The sequence below is a fragment of the Gluconobacter sp. Dm-44 genome, from assembly GCF_018256175.1.
Classification (GTDB): Bacteria; Pseudomonadota; Alphaproteobacteria; order Acetobacterales; family Acetobacteraceae; genus Gluconobacter; species Gluconobacter cadivus.
Map to the genome: position 1 here is coordinate 45,830 of NZ_JAERLZ010000010.1, position 19,716 is coordinate 65,545.

16 protein-coding genes and 1 tRNA gene are annotated in these 19,716 nt (G+C 57.8%); 6 read left to right on the forward strand and 11 right to left on the reverse strand.

What is annotated here, in order from left to right; translation table 11 throughout:
* Nucleotides 1-49 precede the first annotated feature (49 nt).
* The gene (gene uvrC, locus JK213_RS11885; RefSeq protein WP_194263044.1) at nucleotides 50-1,987 is read right to left on the reverse strand and encodes an excinuclease ABC subunit UvrC; all 1,938 of its coding nucleotides are present in this window, start codon (nucleotides 1,985-1,987) and stop codon (nucleotides 50-52) included.
* Nucleotides 1,988-2,302: 315 nt separating this feature from the next.
* Nucleotides 2,303-3,310 carry a dipeptidase gene (locus JK213_RS11890; protein ID WP_194263045.1) on the reverse strand — a complete coding sequence of 336 codons (1,008 nt, stop codon included), beginning with the start codon at nucleotides 3,308-3,310 and terminating at the stop codon, nucleotides 2,303-2,305.
* Between the two features lie 81 nt (nucleotides 3,311-3,391).
* Between JK213_RS11890 and xth the strand changes: the two genes are divergently transcribed.
* The gene (gene xth, locus JK213_RS11895) at nucleotides 3,392-4,189 is read left to right on the forward strand and encodes an exodeoxyribonuclease III (protein WP_194263083.1); all 798 of its coding nucleotides are present in this window, start codon (nucleotides 3,392-3,394) and stop codon (nucleotides 4,187-4,189) included.
* 23 nt (nucleotides 4,190-4,212) lie between these two features.
* Here xth and JK213_RS11900 read toward each other — a convergent pair whose 3' ends face one another.
* On the reverse strand, nucleotides 4,213-4,947 hold the full coding sequence (locus JK213_RS11900; RefSeq protein WP_194263046.1) for a response regulator transcription factor: 735 nt from the start codon (nucleotides 4,945-4,947) through the stop codon (nucleotides 4,213-4,215).
* A gap of 163 nt (nucleotides 4,948-5,110) precedes the next feature.
* Between JK213_RS11900 and JK213_RS11905 the strand changes: the two genes are divergently transcribed.
* Nucleotides 5,111-5,623, forward strand: coding sequence for a L,D-transpeptidase family protein (locus JK213_RS11905; protein ID WP_211571634.1), 513 nt, complete (start codon nucleotides 5,111-5,113; stop codon nucleotides 5,621-5,623).
* 23 nt (nucleotides 5,624-5,646) lie between these two features.
* Here the strand turns inward: JK213_RS11905 and JK213_RS11910 are convergent, their stop codons facing one another.
* Entirely contained in the window at nucleotides 5,647-6,606 is a 960-nt protein-coding gene (locus tag JK213_RS11910; RefSeq protein WP_194263048.1) for a glycosyltransferase, read from the reverse strand.
* A gap of 103 nt (nucleotides 6,607-6,709) precedes the next feature.
* Nucleotides 6,710-8,512 carry a sodium:proton antiporter gene (locus JK213_RS11915; RefSeq protein ID WP_194263049.1) on the reverse strand — a complete coding sequence of 601 codons (1,803 nt, stop codon included), beginning with the start codon at nucleotides 8,510-8,512 and terminating at the stop codon, nucleotides 6,710-6,712.
* A gap of 92 nt (nucleotides 8,513-8,604) precedes the next feature.
* Here JK213_RS11915 and JK213_RS11920 point away from each other — a divergent pair, with 92 nt between their 5' ends.
* Nucleotides 8,605-9,129, forward strand: a complete 525-nt coding sequence (locus JK213_RS11920; protein ID WP_194263050.1) for a GNAT family N-acetyltransferase — start codon at nucleotides 8,605-8,607, stop codon at nucleotides 9,127-9,129.
* On the opposite strand, the gene JK213_RS11925 is transcribed toward JK213_RS11920, so the two are convergent.
* The 3 genes from JK213_RS11925 to JK213_RS11935 form a co-directional block, all read right to left on the reverse strand.
* Nucleotides 9,095-10,456 (reverse strand): RsmB/NOP family class I SAM-dependent RNA methyltransferase, encoded by a 1,362-nt coding sequence (locus JK213_RS11925; RefSeq protein ID WP_194263051.1) that lies wholly within the window; start codon nucleotides 10,454-10,456, stop codon nucleotides 9,095-9,097. The two genes, JK213_RS11920 and JK213_RS11925, sit on opposite strands and share 35 nt — an antisense overlap.
* Before the next feature lie 56 nt (nucleotides 10,457-10,512).
* Nucleotides 10,513-12,006, reverse strand: a complete 1,494-nt coding sequence (guaB, locus tag JK213_RS11930) for an IMP dehydrogenase (protein WP_099286745.1) — start codon at nucleotides 12,004-12,006, stop codon at nucleotides 10,513-10,515.
* A 153-nt stretch (nucleotides 12,007-12,159) separates the two neighbouring features.
* Nucleotides 12,160-12,233: transfer RNA gene (locus JK213_RS11935), tRNA-Gln, on the reverse strand.
* A 157-nt stretch (nucleotides 12,234-12,390) separates the two neighbouring features.
* Between JK213_RS11935 and JK213_RS11940 the strand changes: the two genes are divergently transcribed.
* From JK213_RS11940 to JK213_RS11950, 3 genes are all read left to right on the forward strand, one after another.
* On the forward strand, nucleotides 12,391-13,512 hold the full coding sequence (locus JK213_RS11940) for a Ppx/GppA phosphatase family protein (protein ID WP_194263052.1): 1,122 nt from the start codon (nucleotides 12,391-12,393) through the stop codon (nucleotides 13,510-13,512).
* A complete protein-coding gene (locus tag JK213_RS11945) occupies nucleotides 13,509-14,306 on the forward strand; it encodes an RlmE family RNA methyltransferase (RefSeq protein ID WP_194263053.1) in 798 nt (265 codons plus the stop codon). The genes JK213_RS11940 and JK213_RS11945 overlap by 4 nt, the downstream gene beginning before the upstream one ends.
* Before the next feature lie 85 nt (nucleotides 14,307-14,391).
* The gene (locus JK213_RS11950) at nucleotides 14,392-15,753 is read left to right on the forward strand and encodes a sodium:solute symporter family transporter (protein ID WP_194263054.1); all 1,362 of its coding nucleotides are present in this window, start codon (nucleotides 14,392-14,394) and stop codon (nucleotides 15,751-15,753) included.
* On the opposite strand, the gene JK213_RS11955 is transcribed toward JK213_RS11950, so the two are convergent.
* The 3 genes from JK213_RS11955 to hpnE form a co-directional block, all read right to left on the reverse strand.
* Nucleotides 15,721-16,353, reverse strand: a complete 633-nt coding sequence (locus JK213_RS11955; RefSeq protein WP_194263055.1) for a hypothetical protein — start codon at nucleotides 16,351-16,353, stop codon at nucleotides 15,721-15,723. The genes JK213_RS11950 and JK213_RS11955 overlap by 33 nt on opposite strands.
* Nucleotides 16,353-18,347, reverse strand: a complete 1,995-nt coding sequence (shc, locus tag JK213_RS11960) for a squalene--hopene cyclase (protein ID WP_194263056.1) — start codon at nucleotides 18,345-18,347, stop codon at nucleotides 16,353-16,355. Before shc ends, JK213_RS11955 begins: the two co-directional genes overlap by 1 nt.
* 73 nt (nucleotides 18,348-18,420) lie before the next feature.
* Nucleotides 18,421-19,716 (reverse strand): hydroxysqualene dehydroxylase HpnE, encoded by a 1,296-nt coding sequence (gene hpnE, locus JK213_RS11965; RefSeq protein WP_194263057.1) that lies wholly within the window; start codon nucleotides 19,714-19,716, stop codon nucleotides 18,421-18,423.

Genomic DNA, 19,716 nt, shown 5'->3' on the forward strand with positions numbered 1-19,716 from the left:
CAATGTGTCCGCGAAAGATGTATTTTTCGTGTAAATCGTCGAACGGGTCTCAGGGGCTGCGATGATCGGTTGAGGCTTTCTGGACCCATTCAGGATGGAAATGCCCATATATGGCAGTTGCCGTGCTCGAACTGATGCCGGGCGCGCTTTCCAGCTCCTCAAGACTCGCCTGTCTGACTGATTTTGCCGAGCCAAAATGATTGAGAAGAGCTTTTTTTCGGGCGGCGCCGATTCCCGGCACATTATCCAGTTCGGAGCTGCGTAAGCCTTTCGAGCGTCCTGCCCGGTGGGTGGTGATCGCGAATCTATGCGCCTCGTCACGCAGTCTTTGCAGATAATAGAGAACCGGGTCTCTTGGAGGGAGCTGGAAGGGCGGTTTTGTCTCTGTGAAGAACCATTCCCGTCCGGCATCCCGGTCCGGCCCTTTGGCGATGGCCACGATCGGAATTCCGGTAACGCCGATATCGGCCAATACCTTCCGCACGGCATTGAACTGTCCAAGGCCGCCGTCGATGAGAAGCAGATCCGGCCAGTCCTCCGGCCGCTCTCCGTTTTCCGGTCGTTTCCCGAACCGGCGTTCCATGACTTCACGCATCATGCCGAAATCATCTCCCGGTGCGACCGGCCCCTTGATCCCGTATTTGCGGTAAGCGCGTTTGTTGAAACCTTCAGGACCGCCGACGACCATTACACCATAAGGCGCCTGCCCCATGATGTGGGAATTGTCGTAAGTCTCAATGCGCTGTGGCGTTTCCGGAAGACCAAAGACCTCCGCAACCCCTTCGAGGAGTTTGCGCTGTCCGGTATTCTCGGCCAGCTTGCGTTCCAGCGCCTCCCGGGCGTTCAGAGCCGCGTGTTCGACGACGTCTTTTTTCTCCCCCCGTTGTGGCCTGAGGATTTCGACCTTCTGTCCGCGCCGGATGCTGAGTGCTTCTTCGACCAGATTCAATTCGGGAATCTCGCAGTTCACCAGAATTGTGGGCGGGGGCGGTTTGTTGTCGTAGAACTGGATCATGAATGCCGACAGCACATCCGCTGCGGTCTCTTCCTCTGCATGAGCCGGATAGAACGCCCGGTTGCCGTTATTGCGACTGCCACGGATGAAGAATACCTGAATGCAGCTCTGACCGGCTTCCTGCCAGATCGTCATGATATCGGCGTCATTGATCGACGCCGGGTTAACAGTGCTGGAGCCCTGAATGCTGGCGAAGCCTCGGATCCTGTCCCGGATCGACGCGGCCCGCTCGTAATCCATGTCCTGCGAGGCCTGCTCCATCTCGGCAGCCAGGCGCTGTTGCAGGTCCGTGCTGTGTCCCGAAAGGAACTGCCGGGCCTCGTCAACCAGCTTCGCGTAGTCAGGCCCGGAAATGCGATCCACACAGGGCGCTGAGCAACGCTTGATCTGGTACAGCAGGCAGGGCCGCGTTCTGCTGTTCAGCACGGCATCCGAACAGGAACGGAGCAGAAAGCTGCGTTGCACCAGATTGAGCGTCTGGTTGACGGCCCAGGCATTGGCAAACGGGCCCCAGTAGGTCGCGCCTTTTACGGGTTTGCCGCGCTGCTTGGTGATTTGCGGAAACTCGTGGCTTTCAGTCAGCATCAACCACGGATAGCTCTTGTCGTCACGCAGCAGGATGTTGAAGCGCGGCTTCATGCGCTTGATGTAATTTGCTTCCAGAAGCAGTGCATCTGCTTCTGTTTTCGTGATGACGATTTCGATTGAAACCGTCATCGACACCATGCGCCTCAGCCGCTCCGGGAGCTGGTTGATGCGGGTGTAGGATGAGACGCGTTTTTTCAGGCTCAGCGCCTTGCCGACATACAGCACCTCCCCTTTCGCACTCAGCATGCGATACACGCCAGGGCTGTATGGTATGGTCTTTAGGGCCTCGCGGATCGCCTCCACACCTTGTCTTTTTTCCGAAGAAACAGTGGGTTCGTCATGGTCGTCAGGCCGGTCGGAGTTCTGGGGAGGAAGGTCGGTCATCGGGCTTCTTCAGTCATCCACTGAACCTGTGGAAAAGTCTGTGGGCTGGTCTGTGACAGAATCATGAAAGCCACGGTTTGCCAGACCTGCCTTCAGATTGCCTAATTTTTAATCATATTTTGTAAGTTGTTGAAAACAGTCACTTCTTACTTTCTTCCTCCCTTCCAAGAAGCATTTTTGGAAGGGAGGAAAGGATCGACAGGAGGCTTGCGAGGGCCTCAACAGATCATGGTGGACGAAGCGGTGCCTGTTTTGCCCGCCATGATCATGTTCTGTTCTTTTTCGGTCTATCGAAGCGGGTTTTCAATGCTGGGTTCAGGGTGCCGTTGTTGCTTTTTCAGCAGTCTCCAGAAGGCGCAGCATGTTGCCACCCCAGATGGCAGAAATGTCCGCATCACTGAACCCGGCCGCCTGAAGGGCATGCGTCACATTCGCGGTTTCGGTTGCATCTTTCCAACCCGGAATGCCGCCGCCGCCATCGAAGTCCGAGGAGATGCCCACATGTTCGACACCGATCCGGTTCGCAATATACGAAACGTGGCGCACCAGATCTTCGAGCGTCCCGCCGCCACCTTTCTTCAGGAATGACCCCATCGCCGTCACCTGAATCAAGCCGCCCGTTTCTTTCAGGCGATCAAGCTGCTCATCGTCCAGATTGCGCGGGTGATCGCACAGGGCGCGGGCACAGGAGTGGCTTGCGAAAATCGGTGTGGCGGAGACTTCACTGGCCTGCATCATGGTCGATTTTGCGGCATGGGAGACGTCCACCAGAACGCCGGAGCGGTTCATGTGTGCGATTGCCTCACGCCCGAGATCTGACAGCCCGTCGTGAAGTGTTTCGCTGTCCGCCAGATCCTTGCGCGGAATGGCCGCATCCGCGAGCGCATTGTGCCCGTTATGGGTCAGCGTCATGTAGCGCACACCATAGCGACGGGCGAGTTCCGCGATACGCTCTGGCTGACCGCCCAGCCCATGGCCGTTTTCGATCGCCGGAATGACGGCAAGGTCGCCTGCTGTATGGGCCGCACGGAGATCCGCCGCCGTCCGACAGACGCGTGCGCTGTGATCGCCCTGACGTCCTTCGATCCCGGAAATGACATCCAGCATGCCCTGAACCCGCTCCCAGGCTTCGGCATGTCCCGCCTCATCACGCGAACCCTGCGGAATATAGGCTGCAAGGCATACGGCTTTCAGGCCACCTTTGCGTGTCTTGGGGACATTTACCTGCCTCGGCGTATCTTCCGCCCAGGCATCCTGCCGGTCCGGCCAGGGAATATCGATATGGGAATCAAGCGTCAGGAGCGTGTTGTGCAGATCAGTCATGGTTCGTTCTAGATCGGACGGGAAAGCTTTGTGTGCAAGAGGGTGCTTGTCAAAACGCCTGATCCGGTCGATCCAGTCGTCATGCGTCTCATCACCTGGAACATCAATTCCCTTCGACTCAGACTGCCTCTGCTGAAGCAGATCGTCGAACAGGAAGCCCCGGACATCGTCTGTCTACAGGAAACGAAAGTCCCGGATCCGCTCTTTCCCGCTCAGGCTCTGGCTGAAATGGGGCTGCCCCATCAGGTCTATAAGGGCATGAAGGGCTATAATGGTGTGGCGATCCTGTCGCGACATCCGCTGCAAAGCGTGGCGGGTACGCCCGACTGGTGCACGCGCTCGGACTGCCGACATGTGGCAGCCAGCATTGCGACGCCGGCCGGTCCGATCCTGCTGCATGATTTTTATGTGCCGGCAGGTGGCGATATTCCCGACCCGGTGGAAAATGAAAAATTCGCCCACAAACTCGCTTTTGTGGATGAAGCCACGGGTTGGTTCAGCAATACGCCTCCTGCCCGCAGCATTCTGGTCGGCGATCTCAATATCGCGCCGCTGGAGCATGACGTCTGGAGCCACAAACAGCTCCTGAAAATCGTTAGCCACACACCGCCCGAAATCGAACGTCTGAAAGCGTGGATGGCGACAGGATTTCAGGATGCCATGCGAAAGATCACACCGGAGCCGGAAAAGCTCTACACATGGTGGTCATACCGCAACAAGGACTGGAAAAAATCCAACCGCGGACGGCGGCTGGATCATGTCTGGATGACGCCCGATCTTATGCCGGGCCTGCGGGATATCAGGGTCTTACAGGACGTACGGGACTGGGAAAGCCCCTCCGATCACGTCCCGGTCGTGCTGGACTTCGATCCAGCCTGACCCCTCACCACGCCTGTCAGCCTTTAGGCTGACAGGCTGTCGGAGCCAATAACGCCACGTCCTTCAGGATCAAGACGGTATCCGCCGCCTTCTGTAATCAGAAGCGATGTGCGTGTCGGATCGGGCTCAATTTTCTGACGCAGGCGATAGATATGCGTCTCAAGCGTATGGGTGGTGACGGCGGCGTTATAACCCCAGACTTCGTTCAGAAGAACCTGACGCGCCACCGGACGCTGACCTGCACGGTAGAGATATTTCAGGATCGCTGCTTCCTTCTCCGTCAGACGGATCCGGCGGTTGCGAGCTGTTTCGACCAGCAGTTTTGCGGACGGGCGGAACGCATAAGGGCCGATTTCAAATACGGCGTCTTCGCTATTCTCGAAAATCCGCAACTGGGCACGCAGACGGGCCAGAAGCTCACCAATCCGGAAAGGCTTGGCAACGTAGTCGTTGGCCCCTGCATCAAGGCCGCGCACCACGTCGTGTTCGTCGTCGGAGCCTGTCAGGATGATGATTGGCATGCGGACGCCCGCGCGTCGCAGTTCGGCGCAGAAATCGCGCCCATCGCCATCGGGAAGGGTAATGTCCAGCAACATGGCGTCATACCGGGCACCAGGCTTGGCGAGGAATTCGCGTGCTGCGGCAACGGACGTCGCCTCAACCGCTTCCAGTTCGCCGCCGTGCTGAAGCTGCTCCGCCAGAAGACGACGGAGCGTATCATCATCGTCAACAACCAGGATGGGGCGTGGACCTGCCATAATAACCTGTCTCGTTCTCTCGCGACGGAAGAAACGTCACATCCGCAAAAATTCGGTGTTCGTAACTTGCACATCCGGACTTACCATTCCCGGTAAACGGGAAGAAAGCAGCATGCTTTCGCATCAGACTATGGCAAGTACAGCTGAAAAAGGAAACAGCATTGTGGCTAAAGCTATTTTGAGAGCCGCTGGAGACCGCGCTTTTCTTCACTTTAAGGGAAAAATCATTCCGGTTTTGATCGGACAACGCGGCCTGTCTCTTGACAAAAGAGAAGGAGACCTTCGTACTCCCGTCGGGGAACTGCCACTCCGGCGCGTTCTCTACCGTGCAGACCGTATATCGCGTCCGGCCTGTACAGCAGCGCTCCCCATCGAGCCTATCGCCCCTAATGATGGCTGGTGCGACGATCCCGCTCATTCTGATTACAATCGCGCCGTAACGCTTCCTCACCCGGCCTCATGCGAAAACCTGTGGCGTGACGATCATGTTTACGATCTTTGCATCGTTCTGGGGTGGAATGATGCGCCAGCCAAGTCGGGATGCGGATCGGCGATTTTCCTGCACCTACCGCCTGCCAGTGGATACACGGAGGGCTGTATTGCCGTTGAGGAAAAGGACCTCCGTGCGCTTCTTGAAGCCGGTTTATCGCATATTACAGTCGAAGAGCCGTCTTGAGGGCCCTATCGAAATTATAGTCGTTAAACCTGTTTCGCGTCATTACGGCATTTGGCTTCGTAATCCAGAACGAGGGCATGCACAGCACCATGCCCCCATTTCCGGGTCTCGCAGAAGCGTTTGTAATGCTGCTGCGCGAAATATCGTATCTTTCGAAGGGGCGAGCTTCTTTTCCATAGTCCGGAAATTTCGGGATAAGCTGCAACGAATGCCGGGTATGGAGCATAATCACCTGCCTGCCACGGCTGAAAGATTCCGTCCCATGGCTTTGGCTGGGACATATAGTGGACAATTTTTGGCTGAACCGCGCTCTCAAGTCTGGCATTGTACAGAAAGACGGGAAAATTCCACGATAGCGACATTGGCAATACACGCTCAATGCCGACAATATTAAGAATATCTTGATCCGGAAATCTGGACATTGTGTTCTGAGACCGAATAATTGTCCGCGCCTTCTCCGCAATAACAGCCCAGGCTGAGCGATTGAAGTAGAGCACTCCTGTATTGAAATATTGCCTGGATCGCTCAGGATTGAGGCCGATTTCCTGAAAATGCTTCCGGACTGACTCTCCTTCTTTTGACTGATCTTCAAGCAGGAAAACCATAGGATCGGCTGAAGCGAAAAAGCGTCCTTCAGGCGGTACGCGGGCCAGAAATTCGTTCAGCGACGATTTGATCTGCGTGTCGCCATCGATATAAAGGATATTTCTATAATTTTCAGGTAAAATTTCATCTAGATACAGTCTTCCAAGCATAGCTGGCGCGCCATCTATGTCTTTTCCGGATCTTGAGAAGAGAATGATATTATTTTTATTGCATATTGATTGAGCAACGGAAATTGTCTCTGCATCGACGTCAAAACAGACAATAATAATGTCTGCAATGTGTGATGCCGCATGGGCGCGCGCCTGAAGTGCACTGACGAGAGTCGGAAAAAGATATGATCGATCAGTGCAGTAACAAACGCAAGTCTGTACGTCCATGCGAGTTCTCCGTTTTCTGTATGATGGCGGCGCCATGCGGGCAAGGGAAGAGGAAATTCTATTGTAAAAAATCAGACGTCATTTTTGAGATGTATCTTCATATTTATTCGACATCCGGTGGAACCATGGAGATCATGTAATCTGCTGGTTGGGGTACGGCTTTGTCATTGTCTTCAGCTGAACGGATCAGGATGCCTCCGTCACGGCGCACGACGAGAATATCAAGCCTATTTTCGTCATTTCCGAACATTGAGGCGCTCTCTTCGGTGGCTTCTGTGGCGCTGAAACGCCAGCCTTGATCGAATAGCGTATCGAACAGCGTATAATTCCACGCCGGTTCGCCCAGAACCTTGCCGCGCGCATCGCGTGACAGACCGTGATAGAAGTCGAGCCGCGCCACACCTGGGCTGATCTGGTAGACGCGCTGCCGTCCCATGGTCGGGGCCAGATGCCCGCAGACCATGCCGTTATAAATGCCGTCAGCCGTTGTTGCGATCAGATAGTCGGCAGGGCGCTCCTCGAGGGATTCCTGTCCGTGTTGTGACAGGAGTTCTGCGCGCAGTACTGGAATATCCTGCCGGGTGGCGGGCAGAAGTGCGCTGGAGCGGTTATCGACCAGCAAAACTGGCACCCCTGCCTTGCGCAGACAGGACGCAAAGTTGATGGACCATCCGCTTGATCCCAGAATTGCGATTGCCGGATCATTGGAGAGTGTGAGTTTGAGGCGCCGCGCAATCGGGCCAAGTGAAAAACCGTGTAGGATCATCGTAACGGCAATCACGGCGAATACAGCGGGCATGATCAGATCGGCAGAATGATAGCCCGCTTCCTTCAGGCTGACACCTGCCTCACCCGCCACAGCAGCTGCGACAATACCGCGTGGCGCAATCCAGCCGACAAACAGCTTTTCCTTCCAGGGCATGCTTGTCCCCAGAGTCGAAAGGAAAATACCCAACGGACGCACGACAAATAAAACCACTACCGTCAGTGCGAAAATCGGAATCGAGAGCTGCGCCAGAACATTCCGCTGCAGATCGGCTGTTAGCATGATGAACAGCACCGATACGACCAGAACCACCAGTGACTCCTTCATACGCCGGAGCTCTGTCACACCCGGAATATGAAGATTGGCCAGCGCCATGCCGAAGATCGTGACCGCCATCAGCCCTGCGCCACCCATTTCCAGATTGCACAGCGAGAAGATCACCAATGCCATCGAGATCAACATGGGCGTTTTGAGAATTTCCGGCATCAAGTCGCGTGTGAACAGATACCGGATCAGATAGGCTGGCAGGATGCCTGCAGAGAGCGCGACGGCAATCGCGCCCAGCAGATCAGGCAGTGTGTGGGTGAAGAAGACGCCTGCATGAACGTCCGCATGCAGCAGCATGAGCTGAAGCACGACTGCGGCCAGAATGGCGCCTAGCGGATCGTTGACAATGGCTTCCCACCGCAGGAACGCCGCCACACGCGGTTGCAGTTTGGCACTTCGCAGAAGCGGCAACACGACTGTCGGGCCCGTCACCACGACGATTGCCCCAAACAGCATGGAGGTGCCCCATTCCAGATGGGCCACGTAATGTGCTGCCAGGGATCCGAGAACCCAGTTAATGGGCAGTGCGAGCATCGTCAGGCGTGCGACACCCTCCCCGGCTTCGCGTAACTGGCGGAAATCGAGCGCCATGCCGCCTTCGAACACGACAAGCGCCACAAGCAGTGACACCAATGGTCGGAACATCCATCCCATCGTTTCGGAGGGATGAAGAATACCCAACCCCGGCCCGAAAATCAGACCCAGCGAGAAGAGAAGGACAATGGCCGGAAGCCGAAAGCGCCAGGCGACCCACTGGGCCAGCATTCCTGCGCCAAACGTCGAGGCAATGCCGATAAGAATGTCATACTGCATGGATATTCGGCACGGGCTCCGCATGATGGATACGAAGCGGTATCATACCTCAAATGCCGTCGCGCACCTAAAACATGGAAGAAAGCCCTGTTATGCCATCGTCTTCAGCTCAAACCGGAAGCGGTCTCCTGATTCGTCCCGCCCAGTCTCTGGATCGGGAAGGAATCTGGCGTCTGCTGTCTCCTGTATTGCGTAAAGGCGAAACTTACGCACTGCCCCGACACTGGGGACGGCAGCAGGCGCTGGCGTATTGGATGGCTGTCGAGCATCGCGTTTATGTCGCTCAGACCCACGATCATGAAATCGTGGGCACATTCTATCTTCAGGCCAACCAGAAAGGCGGCGGAAGTCACATCGCCAATGCGGGATTCGTTGCACGACCCGGTTTTGGTGCTGGGCGGGCAATGGCCGAGGAAGCACTTGCTGAAGCGACGAAACTCGGCTTTCGCGCCATGCAGTTCAATTTCGTTGTCAGCACCAATCTGCGCGCCGTAGAGCTGTGGAAATTACTGGGGTTTCGGGTGATCGGAACGCTGCCGGGCGCCTTCGATCACCCTTCGGAAGGATATGTGGACGCGCTTGTTATGTGGAAGGATCTTCTGCCACCGGGGCCGTAACGGCAACGTCTTCCTCTTGTGTCTTTGCTTCCGTCACGATGCGCTCGAGAACGCATGCGAAGAATCCATCCGTGCCATCCCGCAACGGCGTTAGCGAGAATTGCGCCTTGCTCCGCAACTCGGCAGGCAGAAGTTCGGACATCTGCTCTTTCGGCAGGCGTCTGAAGTCATCGCGACGCTTGAGGAAGGCGTCGATCTGCTGGCCGTTCTCACAGGCCAGAAGCGAGCATGTCGCATAGATCATACGTCCACCCGGCTTCACCAAAGATGCTGCACGATCAAGGATCTGCGCCTGTTTGATGACGAGTTCCTGAATGTCTTCGGGCGTCAGGCGCAGACGTGCATCCGGGTTGCGCCGCCATGTCCCGGTTCCCGAGCAAGGCGCATCGACAAGCACGCGATCAAAGCTGCCAGCCCGACGCTTCGCCCATTTGTCTCCGGACACCAACAGATGCCGTTCTACGTTATGAACACCTGCACGACGCAGCCGCTTGACCGCTCCGTCCAGACGTTTTTCATGCACGTCACAGGCAACGATATGCCCACGGTTTTCCATGGTCATCGCCAGTGCCAGCGTCTTGCCGCCTGCCCCGGCGCAATAATCCAGAACCCGGTGCTCACCACGTGCATCGGCGGCCGCGACCACAAGCTGGCTACCTTCATCCTGAATCTCAACCAGACCGTCTTTGAAAGCCTGCGTTGCCGTGACAGGCTGGCGCCCATCGAGACGCAGACCCCACGGAGACAGTTTCGTCATTTCTGCAGGAAGCGATTCGCGCCGAAGTTCGCGCGCGGCCTGCTCCCGACTGCCCTTGAGCAGGTTGACCCGAAGATCGAGCGTCGGCGTGCCCAGCATTGCTTCCATTTCGTCTGGCAGCCGGTTGCCGAACGTTTCCCGGAGCGCGCTGTCCAGCCAGTCCGGGTATTCAAGCCGCACGGCCAGCGGCTGCTTCTGGGTGGAAAGTTCTTTTCCTTCCAAACCCTTGAGTGCCACATCTTCACGAGACGTCAGAGGGTTCTGCGCGTAACGCTCCCCGGAGAAAAGCCGACGGACATTCTCCATCGTCTCTCCGCCAAGCAGGAGCGATGCCGCACAGATTAGCCGTGGAGAAATGTCGCCGGAAATATCCCTGAGATTCCATTGCAGCCGTCTCCAGCCACGCAGGACATCCCAGACGATCGTGGAAATGGCCCGACGGTCTCCGCCACCAATATAACGGCGTTCGCGGAAAAAAGCGTTGGCTGTGGCGTCGGCGGGACGGCGGGGCGCATTCTGGATCGCACAGAGCAGATCGATGGCGCCTGAAAGACGGGCTGCGGGGGTCATAGCGCCCCCGTAGCCCGTTTAGCCTCTCAATGCGAGAGACTTTGATGCAGGGACGTTCAGTCCCGGCGGTAGTTCGGGGCTTCGCGGGTGATCGTCACGTCATGGACATGGCTCTCACGCAGGCCTGCATTCGTGATGCGACGGAACATGGTGCGGACCTGAAGATCGGCGATGGTGGCCGATCCCGTGTAACCCATACCCGCCTTCAGACCACCGACGAGTTGGTGAATGACGGCGGACATGCCCCCTTTGTATGGAACCTGACCTTCAATACCTTCCGGGACCAGCTTGAGCGTATCCCGGACTTCAGCCTGGAAGTAACGATCTGCGGAGCCGCGGGCCATGGCGCCGAGCGATCCCATGCCGCGATAAGCCTTGTAGGAGCGGCCCTGATACAGAAATGTTTCGCCCGGGCTCTCGTCGGTACCCGCCAGAAGCGAGCCGACCATGACCACATCAGCGCCTGCACCCAAAGCCTTCACGATATCGCCTGATGTCCGAACGCCACCATCCGCGATAGCGGGGATGTCCAGTTCATGACAGGCTGCGGCTGTTTCCATAACGGCCGAGAACTGCGGCACACCCACACCGGCGACGACGCGCGTGGTGCAGATGGAGCCCGGTCCAATACCGATCTTCACGCAGTCGGCTCCGGCAGCGATCAGGGCACGGGCGGCCTGTGGGGTGGCGACGTTGCCGGCGATGACCTGCAATCCGCCATGACGGCTCTTGAGGGTTTCGACGGCACTCAGAACGCCGTGTGAATGGCCGTGGGCCGTATCTACTACGATGACATCCACACCAGCTTCAGCGAGTGCGGCGGCGCGCCGGAAGCCGTCTTCGCCCACACCGACAGCAGCGGCGCAACGCAGTCGCCCCTGCGAATCCTTAATGGCCAGCGGGTGTGCGATGGCCTTGTCCATGTCCTTGACAGTGATCAGGCCGATGCAGCGCTGTGCTTCGTCAACCACCAGCAGTTTTTCGATGCGGTGGCGGTGCAGAAGTGTGCGTGCTTCGTCCGGTGCCGCGCCGTTAAGGACCGTCACGAGGTTTTCATGCGTCATCAGGTCACGGACGCGGGTGTTTGGATCGGTCGTGAAGCGCATGTCGCGGTTGGTCAGGATACCGACCAGAACGCCACTGCCGTCTTCAATAACCGGAAGGCCAGAGACGCCGTGACGCGCCATGATGGCCTGAACTTCTGCCAGCGTCTGGTCGGGGCCGACCGTGACGGGATTGACGACCATGCCTGATTCGAAGCGCTTGACGCGACGGACCTGCTCGGCCTGCTCTTCAATCGAGAGGTTTTTATGAATGACGCCCATGCCGCCCTGCTGCGCCATGGCGATGGCCATGCCGTCTTCAGTCACGGTGTCCATTGCGGAAGACATCAGGGGGATGTTTAGCTCGATGGAGCGTGTCAGGCGTGTGCGCGTCGAAGTCTGGGCTGGAAGGACCGACGATTCTGCCGGTTCGACGAGAACATCGTCGAAAGCCAGCGCCTCGCGGATGCGCTCATTCAGATTTGTTGTGTGGGAAGATGAAGTCATGAGCCGCGTGCCCCCGTTACGTCATGCGTCGTGAAAGACGCGATGTGTGTGAACCGGAGGCCAAAAGGCCGACCGGCCGTTGGCGGGTCCTCATAGAGCACTTTGCCCCCTGAGGGGAAGTCTCTTTTTTGCGGTATTTTCTGAGGATTTTCTTGGCTGGGAGACCTGGATTCGAACCAGGGCTGACCGGGTCAGAGCCGGTAGTTCTACCGCTAAACTATCTCCCAAGCGGTGAGAGGGTGTTTATCAATCGACCCCGTAGGGCGCAAGAGCGATCAGGACATTTTTTTGAAAAAATACATATTTTTCTTGCGAGCAGGGTCCCCCGCGCCCCATGCTACATTTCCAAGGTCCCAGATCACGGGCAAGCGGGAGCCGAAACACATGATGAGGTACGGAACGGATCACAACCTGTCAGGCCCGATGCCTGTTCATGCGTCTGCAAGACGTACGGGTCCGTTCTTTGGCGCCATTGATCTTGGCACCAATAACTGCCGCCTCATGATTGCCGCGGGAACGCCGACTGGTTTTCGTGTCGTGGACAGTTTCAACCGCTCTGTCCGGCTTGGTGAGGGCCTGCGTGCCAGCGGGCGGCTTGCCGAAGAGTCCATGAAGCGGGCGCTTGATGCCCTGCGCGTCTGTGCGGAGCGTATGAGACAGTGGCCTCTGGTCCATGTTCGTGCGGTTGCGACAGAAGCCTGTCGTCAGGCTGCCAATGGCCGCGAGTTTCTGGCGCGTGTACAGCATGAGACTGGTCTGACGATCGACATTATCACGGCCCGTGAAGAAGCAGAGCTGGCTCTTGAGAGTTGCTCCCCGCTTTTCCGTCAGCCGGAACAGCTACCTGTTCGCGCCGATCGGGGCGTTCTGTTTGATATCGGTGGTGGGTCTACCGAAGTCGCATGGGTGCGGATTGACCCCGAACGGCAGACGCAGACACTCATTGGTACGACGAGCGTTCCTGTGGGCGTGATCACGCTGCAGGAAATGTTCGGTGAAGGTCATGGCCCTTCTTATGAGACGATGGTCAGCCATGTTCAGGAGTATCTGAACGGCTTTGAGAACGTACATCGTATCCGACGTGAGGTTACGCACGGAAAGACGCGTCTGATCGGGACGTCTGGAACCGTAACGACTCTGGCCGGAGTGGCTCTCTCCCTGCCCCGCTATAATCGTGCGGCGATTGATGGACTGACGCTTCCGGGGGCGAGCATGGTGGATGCCATTGGAAGTCTGCGGCGTCTCAACAATGAAGAACTGGCGGATCATCCCTGCGTGGGATCTGAGCGTATGAAGTTCGTCTTGCCGGGCTGCGCAATCTTCGAAGCCATCCATCGTTTATGGCCGGTCGAAGACGTCACGATTGCAGACCGGGGGTTGCGCGATGGGATGTTGCTGCGTATGGCCCGCGATCATGGTCAGCGTTCCGGCAAGGGGCGCCACACGACCAGTCGTCATGCCACGCCCCGTCCAAGGGGCCCATTCGGGACATATGCCACACTATGAAGTCGCCAAGATCCCGTTCCGGTTCCAGTAAGGATACGGGACCGAAGCGTATTCCGGGAAAGGCTCTGAAAAGTGCTTCCAATCCCGGTGAAAACGACGCAACACGTGATTCCGCAACGTCAAAAACGGCCCGCAACAAGACCGTTTCGCTCAAAACAGCGCGTGGACGCACGACGGCCCAGCAACGCTGGCTCAACCGTCAGCTCAACGATCCGTATGTCGCGGCGGCCCGCAAGCAGGGTTGGCGGTCTCGTGCGGCTTTCAAGCTGATTGAGATCGACGACCGCTTCAAGCTGATTGAAGAAGGAACCCGCATCATTGATCTGGGCGCTGCTCCGGGCGGCTGGACGCAGGTTGCGGTCAAGCGGGGCGCAAAGCATGTTGTCGGACTTGATCTGCTTCCGGTTGATCCTGTTGCCGGAGCAGAAATCATTGAAGGAGACTTCACGGATCCCGAGATGCCTGATCGGCTGAAAGAGATGCTGGGCGGTCCTGCTGATCTGGTCATGTCTGACATGGCGCCCAACACGACAGGGCACGCCGCAACCGATCATATGCGGATCATGGGTCTTGCTGAGGGCGCGTTGGATTTTGCGTTTCAGGTTCTGGCCGAAGGTGGCAGCTTTATCGCCAAGGTTTTTCAGGGCGGCTCGGAAAAAGACATGCTGGCGACGATGAAAACCGCATTTGCCAGCGTCAGGCATGTCAAACCTCCTGCGTCACGCAAGGAATCAAGCGAGCTTTACGTCGTTGCAACAGGGTTTCGGCCTGAACGCCTGACTAATCCTTCCTGACGGGCTGAAAATGAGGAGAAGAAAAGGGAGGTATTTGCCTCCCTTTTCTTACAGGAACACCATTCCGGAAAAGTAATAATTCTCAATGACTGTAAGTTTGCTTGTTATTCTCCTGTATCTCTGCCTGCTGCCCGTCATTTCGATTACGCTGGCCCGCCAGCCGCGTAAGGATCTTCCTCCTTGGGCGATCTGTCTATCCCTTGTCGCGACCGAAACATCCACCCTGACTATCGTCAGCGTTCCGGGGGTTGCCTACCTTAAAGGGTATGTTTTCGTTGGTTTGGCCGCGGGTTATCTCGTCGGGCGTATCGCGGTTGCGCTCTGGTTCCTGCCGTTGCACGAACGCGGTGCAACGTCGATCTATCGCTATATCGGTCAGAGATTTGGCACGAAACTTCAGAAAATTCTTTCCGGAACATTCCTTGCAACCCGTCTCGTCGCCGAAGGTGTTCGACTTTACGCCGGGATGATTCCCGTATCGATACTGTTTGTCAGCATGGGCTACGCCGTCCCGGATCTGCTTCTGTTAGTTCTGATCGTTTTGTTGACGCTGGCTTATACCGTTGCGGGTGGGTTGAGGGCGGTTGTCTGGTCTGACAGCCTGCAACTGGGACTTTATCTGGGCGGAAGCATCGCCTGTCTGGCTGTGATCTGGTCTCGTGCAGGCGTGGCCCCTTTTCACTGGGCGCCTGTTTTCAGCCATGGGATGCCGCCTTTTACGGATCCGTTTTCCATAGCTGGCGCTGTGGTCGGGGGCGCTATTCTGGCTCTGGCATCGCATGGAACGGACCAATTGATGCTGCAACGCTGTCTTGCGGCAAAAACACTCAATGGCGCGCGGGCGGCGATGATCGGCAGTGTCTTTATCGTGGGGCTGCTGTTCGCTCTGCTGTCATGCATCGGGGTTGCGCTGCGTGATCTCCTGCCGGGTCAGGGTGCGAAGCCGGATGCTCTGTTTCCGCAGTTTATCCTGACGCTGCCTCCCGTTCTGAGCGGTTTGCTGGTTGCGGGTATTCTGGCTGCGACCATGGGATCTCTGTCGAGCGCGATGAATGCCATGGCGGCGGCGACCAAGGCCGATTTCCTGTCGCGCGCGAAATTTTCACTGCGGGGTCTGACGGTTATCTGGGCCGGCCTTCTTGTATTGACCGCGCTGCTGTTTTCACGGCCCAATGGATCGGCTGTCGTCTTTGGACTTTCCATCGCATCCTACAGCTATGGTGCGACGCTTGGGGTATTCCTGCTGGCGATGATTGGCCGTTCGCGGGATGAGAAGGCGGCAATTTTCGGCTTTGTCTCGGCTGTTGGCACGCTGGGTCTCATGTCCTTCGTCAGGATCGAAGGACATGCCATCGCTTTTCCCTGGCTCGTTCCTGCGGGAGTTACGGCCACGTTCGCTGGAGCGAAGGTCTTTTCAGGTTTGCGGCGAATTAGCCTGAAGAAATGACGCCATCGCGCGCTGCGCGAGGGCAGCTTCTTTGCCGAGGCGGATCAAACCGCCGATCTGCAACGGGTGCCGGACAAGCGAGCCGATCAGTCCGGGGATATATACCGCACCGTCCTTCACGCTGGTCTTCACAGCATGAGGCAGGTCCTGTGTGGCATCGTCGCAAACAACCCTGAGGACAGCAAACGGGACGCCACTCTGCGCCACGACGCCGCTTTCCATATCCACTGCAAGACAGTGCGTTTCGGTAAAATAGCGTGCCTTTTCAGAGGCGAATTCAACCAACGCATCGCTATGCAGAATGCCGCCCCGGCGTGCGAAGGCAGAGCCAAACCTTTGACTCAGAGCGGGATCGCAGGGAATATTCCGGTTCTCATGATGCACATGATCGGCCACGATGACCGTACCGGGAGGCGCTTCTGGCGAAAGACTTCCCGCACAGCCGAAAGACAGGAATTCTGTAACGCCCGCGCGAAGCAGGCGCTCCACGCCCTGTCGTGCGCCCTCAGGCGTCGCATGACTGAGGGCGAGAGGAGCATCCGGCAGAAAGCGCCGGATCAGACGAGCTTCCTGTTTCAGACCTGCGAGAATACCCAGCATCAGAACCCGTACTCCACCTTGCCGCTGTTACTTGCGCCGAGGTTACGGTAGCGGGCCAGTGCGGTCAGCGGGAAGAACTGCTTATAGCCGTGGTAGCGCAGGTAAAAGACTTTCGGGAAACCAACGGCATTATAGGCATCTTCCTGCCACTCCCCCTTGTCGTTCTGTTGAGTGACCAGATACGCAACGCCGCGCTTGACGGCGTCGCTCTCGCGGCGCCCGACGGCCATGAGGGCCAGAACAGCCCAGGCCGTCTGGGAGGGCAGGCTCTTGTTGTATTCGCCCGCCGTGCCGCCTTCATAGGTCGCACAGTCTTCACCCCAGCCGCCGTCAGGACGCTGGACGCTTTCAAGCCAGTTTACAGCGCGCAGAACCATCGGATCGTCATGCGGCACACCGGCGATGTTCAGCGCGCACAGGACCGACCAGGTGCCATAGATGTAGTTGGTGCCCCAACGACCAAACCAGCAGCCTTCCGGCTCCTGCTCGGAGCGCAGATACTCCAGTGCCTTGAGAATGACAGGACGGTCGTCCGGATCGCCGAGCTGGGCCAGAAAAGAAATGCAGCGGGCCGAAACGTCAGCCGTCGGCGGGTCCAGAAGTGCGCCGTGATCCGAGAACGGGATGTGGTTGAGCAGTTCAAGATCGTTGTCGATATCGAAGGCACCCCAGCCGCCATTGGTGCTCTGCATGCCAATGATCCATTCCCGCGCACGTGCGATCGCCTCGCGGCTGCCTTCGGGATCAACACGATGCAGCAGCATGCCCACAACGGCGGTATCATCGACGTCCGGGTAGTAGTCGTTCTCGTACTGGAAGGCCCAGCCACCGGGGCGCAGGTCCGGCGTATTGATGGCCCAGTCGCCCTTGACGTTCAGGATCTGGCGCTCCCGAAGCCATTCGGCACTCTTCTTCAGGGCTGCAAGTGTTTCTTCATGCTTGGTGCCAGCGGGGCCGGACGCGGCTTCGATCATCGCAAGACCGGACAGGCCAGTATCCCAAACCGGCGAGACGCAGGGCTGGCAATAGATTTCATCGCCATGATCAACCAGCAGGTCCTGAACGGCCTCCCATGCAGTCTGGGCGCGTGGGTCGCTATCGGGGACGCCCTGCGCGCGATACATCATCACGACATTCGCCATCGCGGGATAAATGGCACCCAGCCCTCCGCGGCTCAGACGCGGCTCGATGAAATCGCTGGCGGCTTTCAGGGCTTTTTTATGCACGCTCTGTGGAATGAGCGGCAGGACGGGGCGCAGAGCAGAATCAAGATGCTTAAAAAAGCGTCCCCAGACCGAGCGGTACGGGCCACGGATCCAGTCCGTGACTTCGGAGGGCGGCTTGACGAACAGTTCCTGCACATGGATGCCATGCGGATTGATCGCTTTGGGGCGGAGTGCATTGAGGACCAGAAGCGGTGCGATCACGGCGCGGGACCAGTAGGACATGTTCCAGACCGAGAAGAACGCCTTGCGTGGCAGGAGCATCAGCTCAACGGGCATCACGGGCGTTGCATTCCAGGGGACTTCCCCGAACAGGGCAAGCTGGATCCGCGTAAACACGTTGGTTCGTGCGGCCCCGCCGTGATCGAGAATGGCCTCCCGGGCAATACGCATGTGGGGCGCATTGATGTCATCCCCGATCGCCTTGAGGGCGAAGTAAGCCTTTACGCTCGCCGACAGATCAAAGCCGCCATCATGATAAAGCGGCCACCCCCCATGATCGCCCTGAATCCGACGCAGATAGACGCCGATCTTGGTCTGTTTTTCCGGATCGATCCGGTCGAGATAGTGTTCGAGCAGGACATATTCTGCTGGGATGGTCGCGTCGGCTTCGAGTTCGTAAACCCAGTGACCGTCTGATTTCTGTTTCCCGCCCAGCGCGTCCTGTGCGCCTTCGATGGCATGGTTGATCTCATCGGGTTCGACCGATTGACGGGACAAGGTTTCGCTCACGCGATCCTCCTTTTCCAGAATATCAGAATAGATCAGCATTGTTCGGCTCTTCCGACGCAGGCAGTCCTCAAAGGCGGGAGCTGTGTTACAATCATGACAGAATGATCGCTCATCACGATCCTGTGTTCTCTACGGCGGAGCGGAAGCCCAGCGCGGAGACGGCCTGAAGTCCGGATTGAATGGAGCCTTCGATTGTGGAGGGCAGTCCGGTCTCCGTCCAGTCTCCGGCCAGTGCCAGATTGACAAGATCGGTTCTAGCTCCCGGACGCAGGAGGTTTTGCTCAGGGGTTGCCGCAAACGTCGCCCGTTTTTCCCAAACCAGACGCGACGGTGGGATGGCGACTGGCAGTGGCTGCGACAGAACGGGATCGAGCGCGCGTCGGATCTCTGACCAGATCGTGGCCAGCAGTTCGTTGTTGCTGCGATCTGCGTAGCGGTTGGCTGCGCTGACGGTCACGGAGAGGATATCCCCCTTCAGGAAGATCCATTCCGAAATGCCCCCGACCAGTCCTACGAAACCGGCCTGCGCCACAACGCCTCGTGCCTGAACTTTCTCAGGAAGACGGAAATGTGCGTTGGCAATGCTTTCAAAGGCGTCAGGCGCTGTCAGTCCCGGCAGCAGGGACTGCGCCACCGGTCCCGGAACGGCCAGAATGACCTGATCTTCAGGGCCGAGTTCAATCCGCCCTTCCCCGGTTTCCAATGCCGTGGCGCGACCGTTCTGCTGTTCGACAGCGCTCACACGGACGCCTGTCCGCACGTCGCCATGAAAGCGTTTGAGATAGGCTACTGCCGGATCGATCAGGGTTTCGGACAGACCGACGGCTGGAAACCACGGACAGCAGGCCATGCCTCCCTTGGCAAGAGACTTGCGGATCACGTTGCCAAGGAGTTTGGCGCTCCCTGTATGGACGTCCGTATTGAGAACCGATATGGCGAACGGGATCAGCAGTCTGCGGCTCAACTGGCCGGAGCTGAGGCAGCTTTCAACGGTCGTTCTGTCGCCTGCGCGCAGGAAACGTCCGAGAGAGGCCAGTTCGGACAACTTCATGCCCGGAACGCGCCGCCCGCCCGGAAGAGCCCAGAAAGGGAGCTTTCCCTTCGACAGGCGCAGCGTCCAGGCGAGGCTGTCTTCCAGATCGTAATAGGGGAAGATCGGTAATCCCGGCCCCGTCAGGGTGTGACGCGCGCCGATAATGTCCAGATAGCGGAAGGTCAGATCGTTCGAGGACAGGATCAGGTGGTTACCGTTATCGATCCGGGCGTCGAGGGAGCGGTCGTGAAAGGAACGCGCCCGGCCGCCGCAGGCCGGGCCTGCTTCGTAAACGGTGACGCGGGCCTGTGCCGCAAGCTCGATTGCGGCGGAGAGGCCTGCCAGACCACCGCCGATGATGTGGACGTGGCTCAT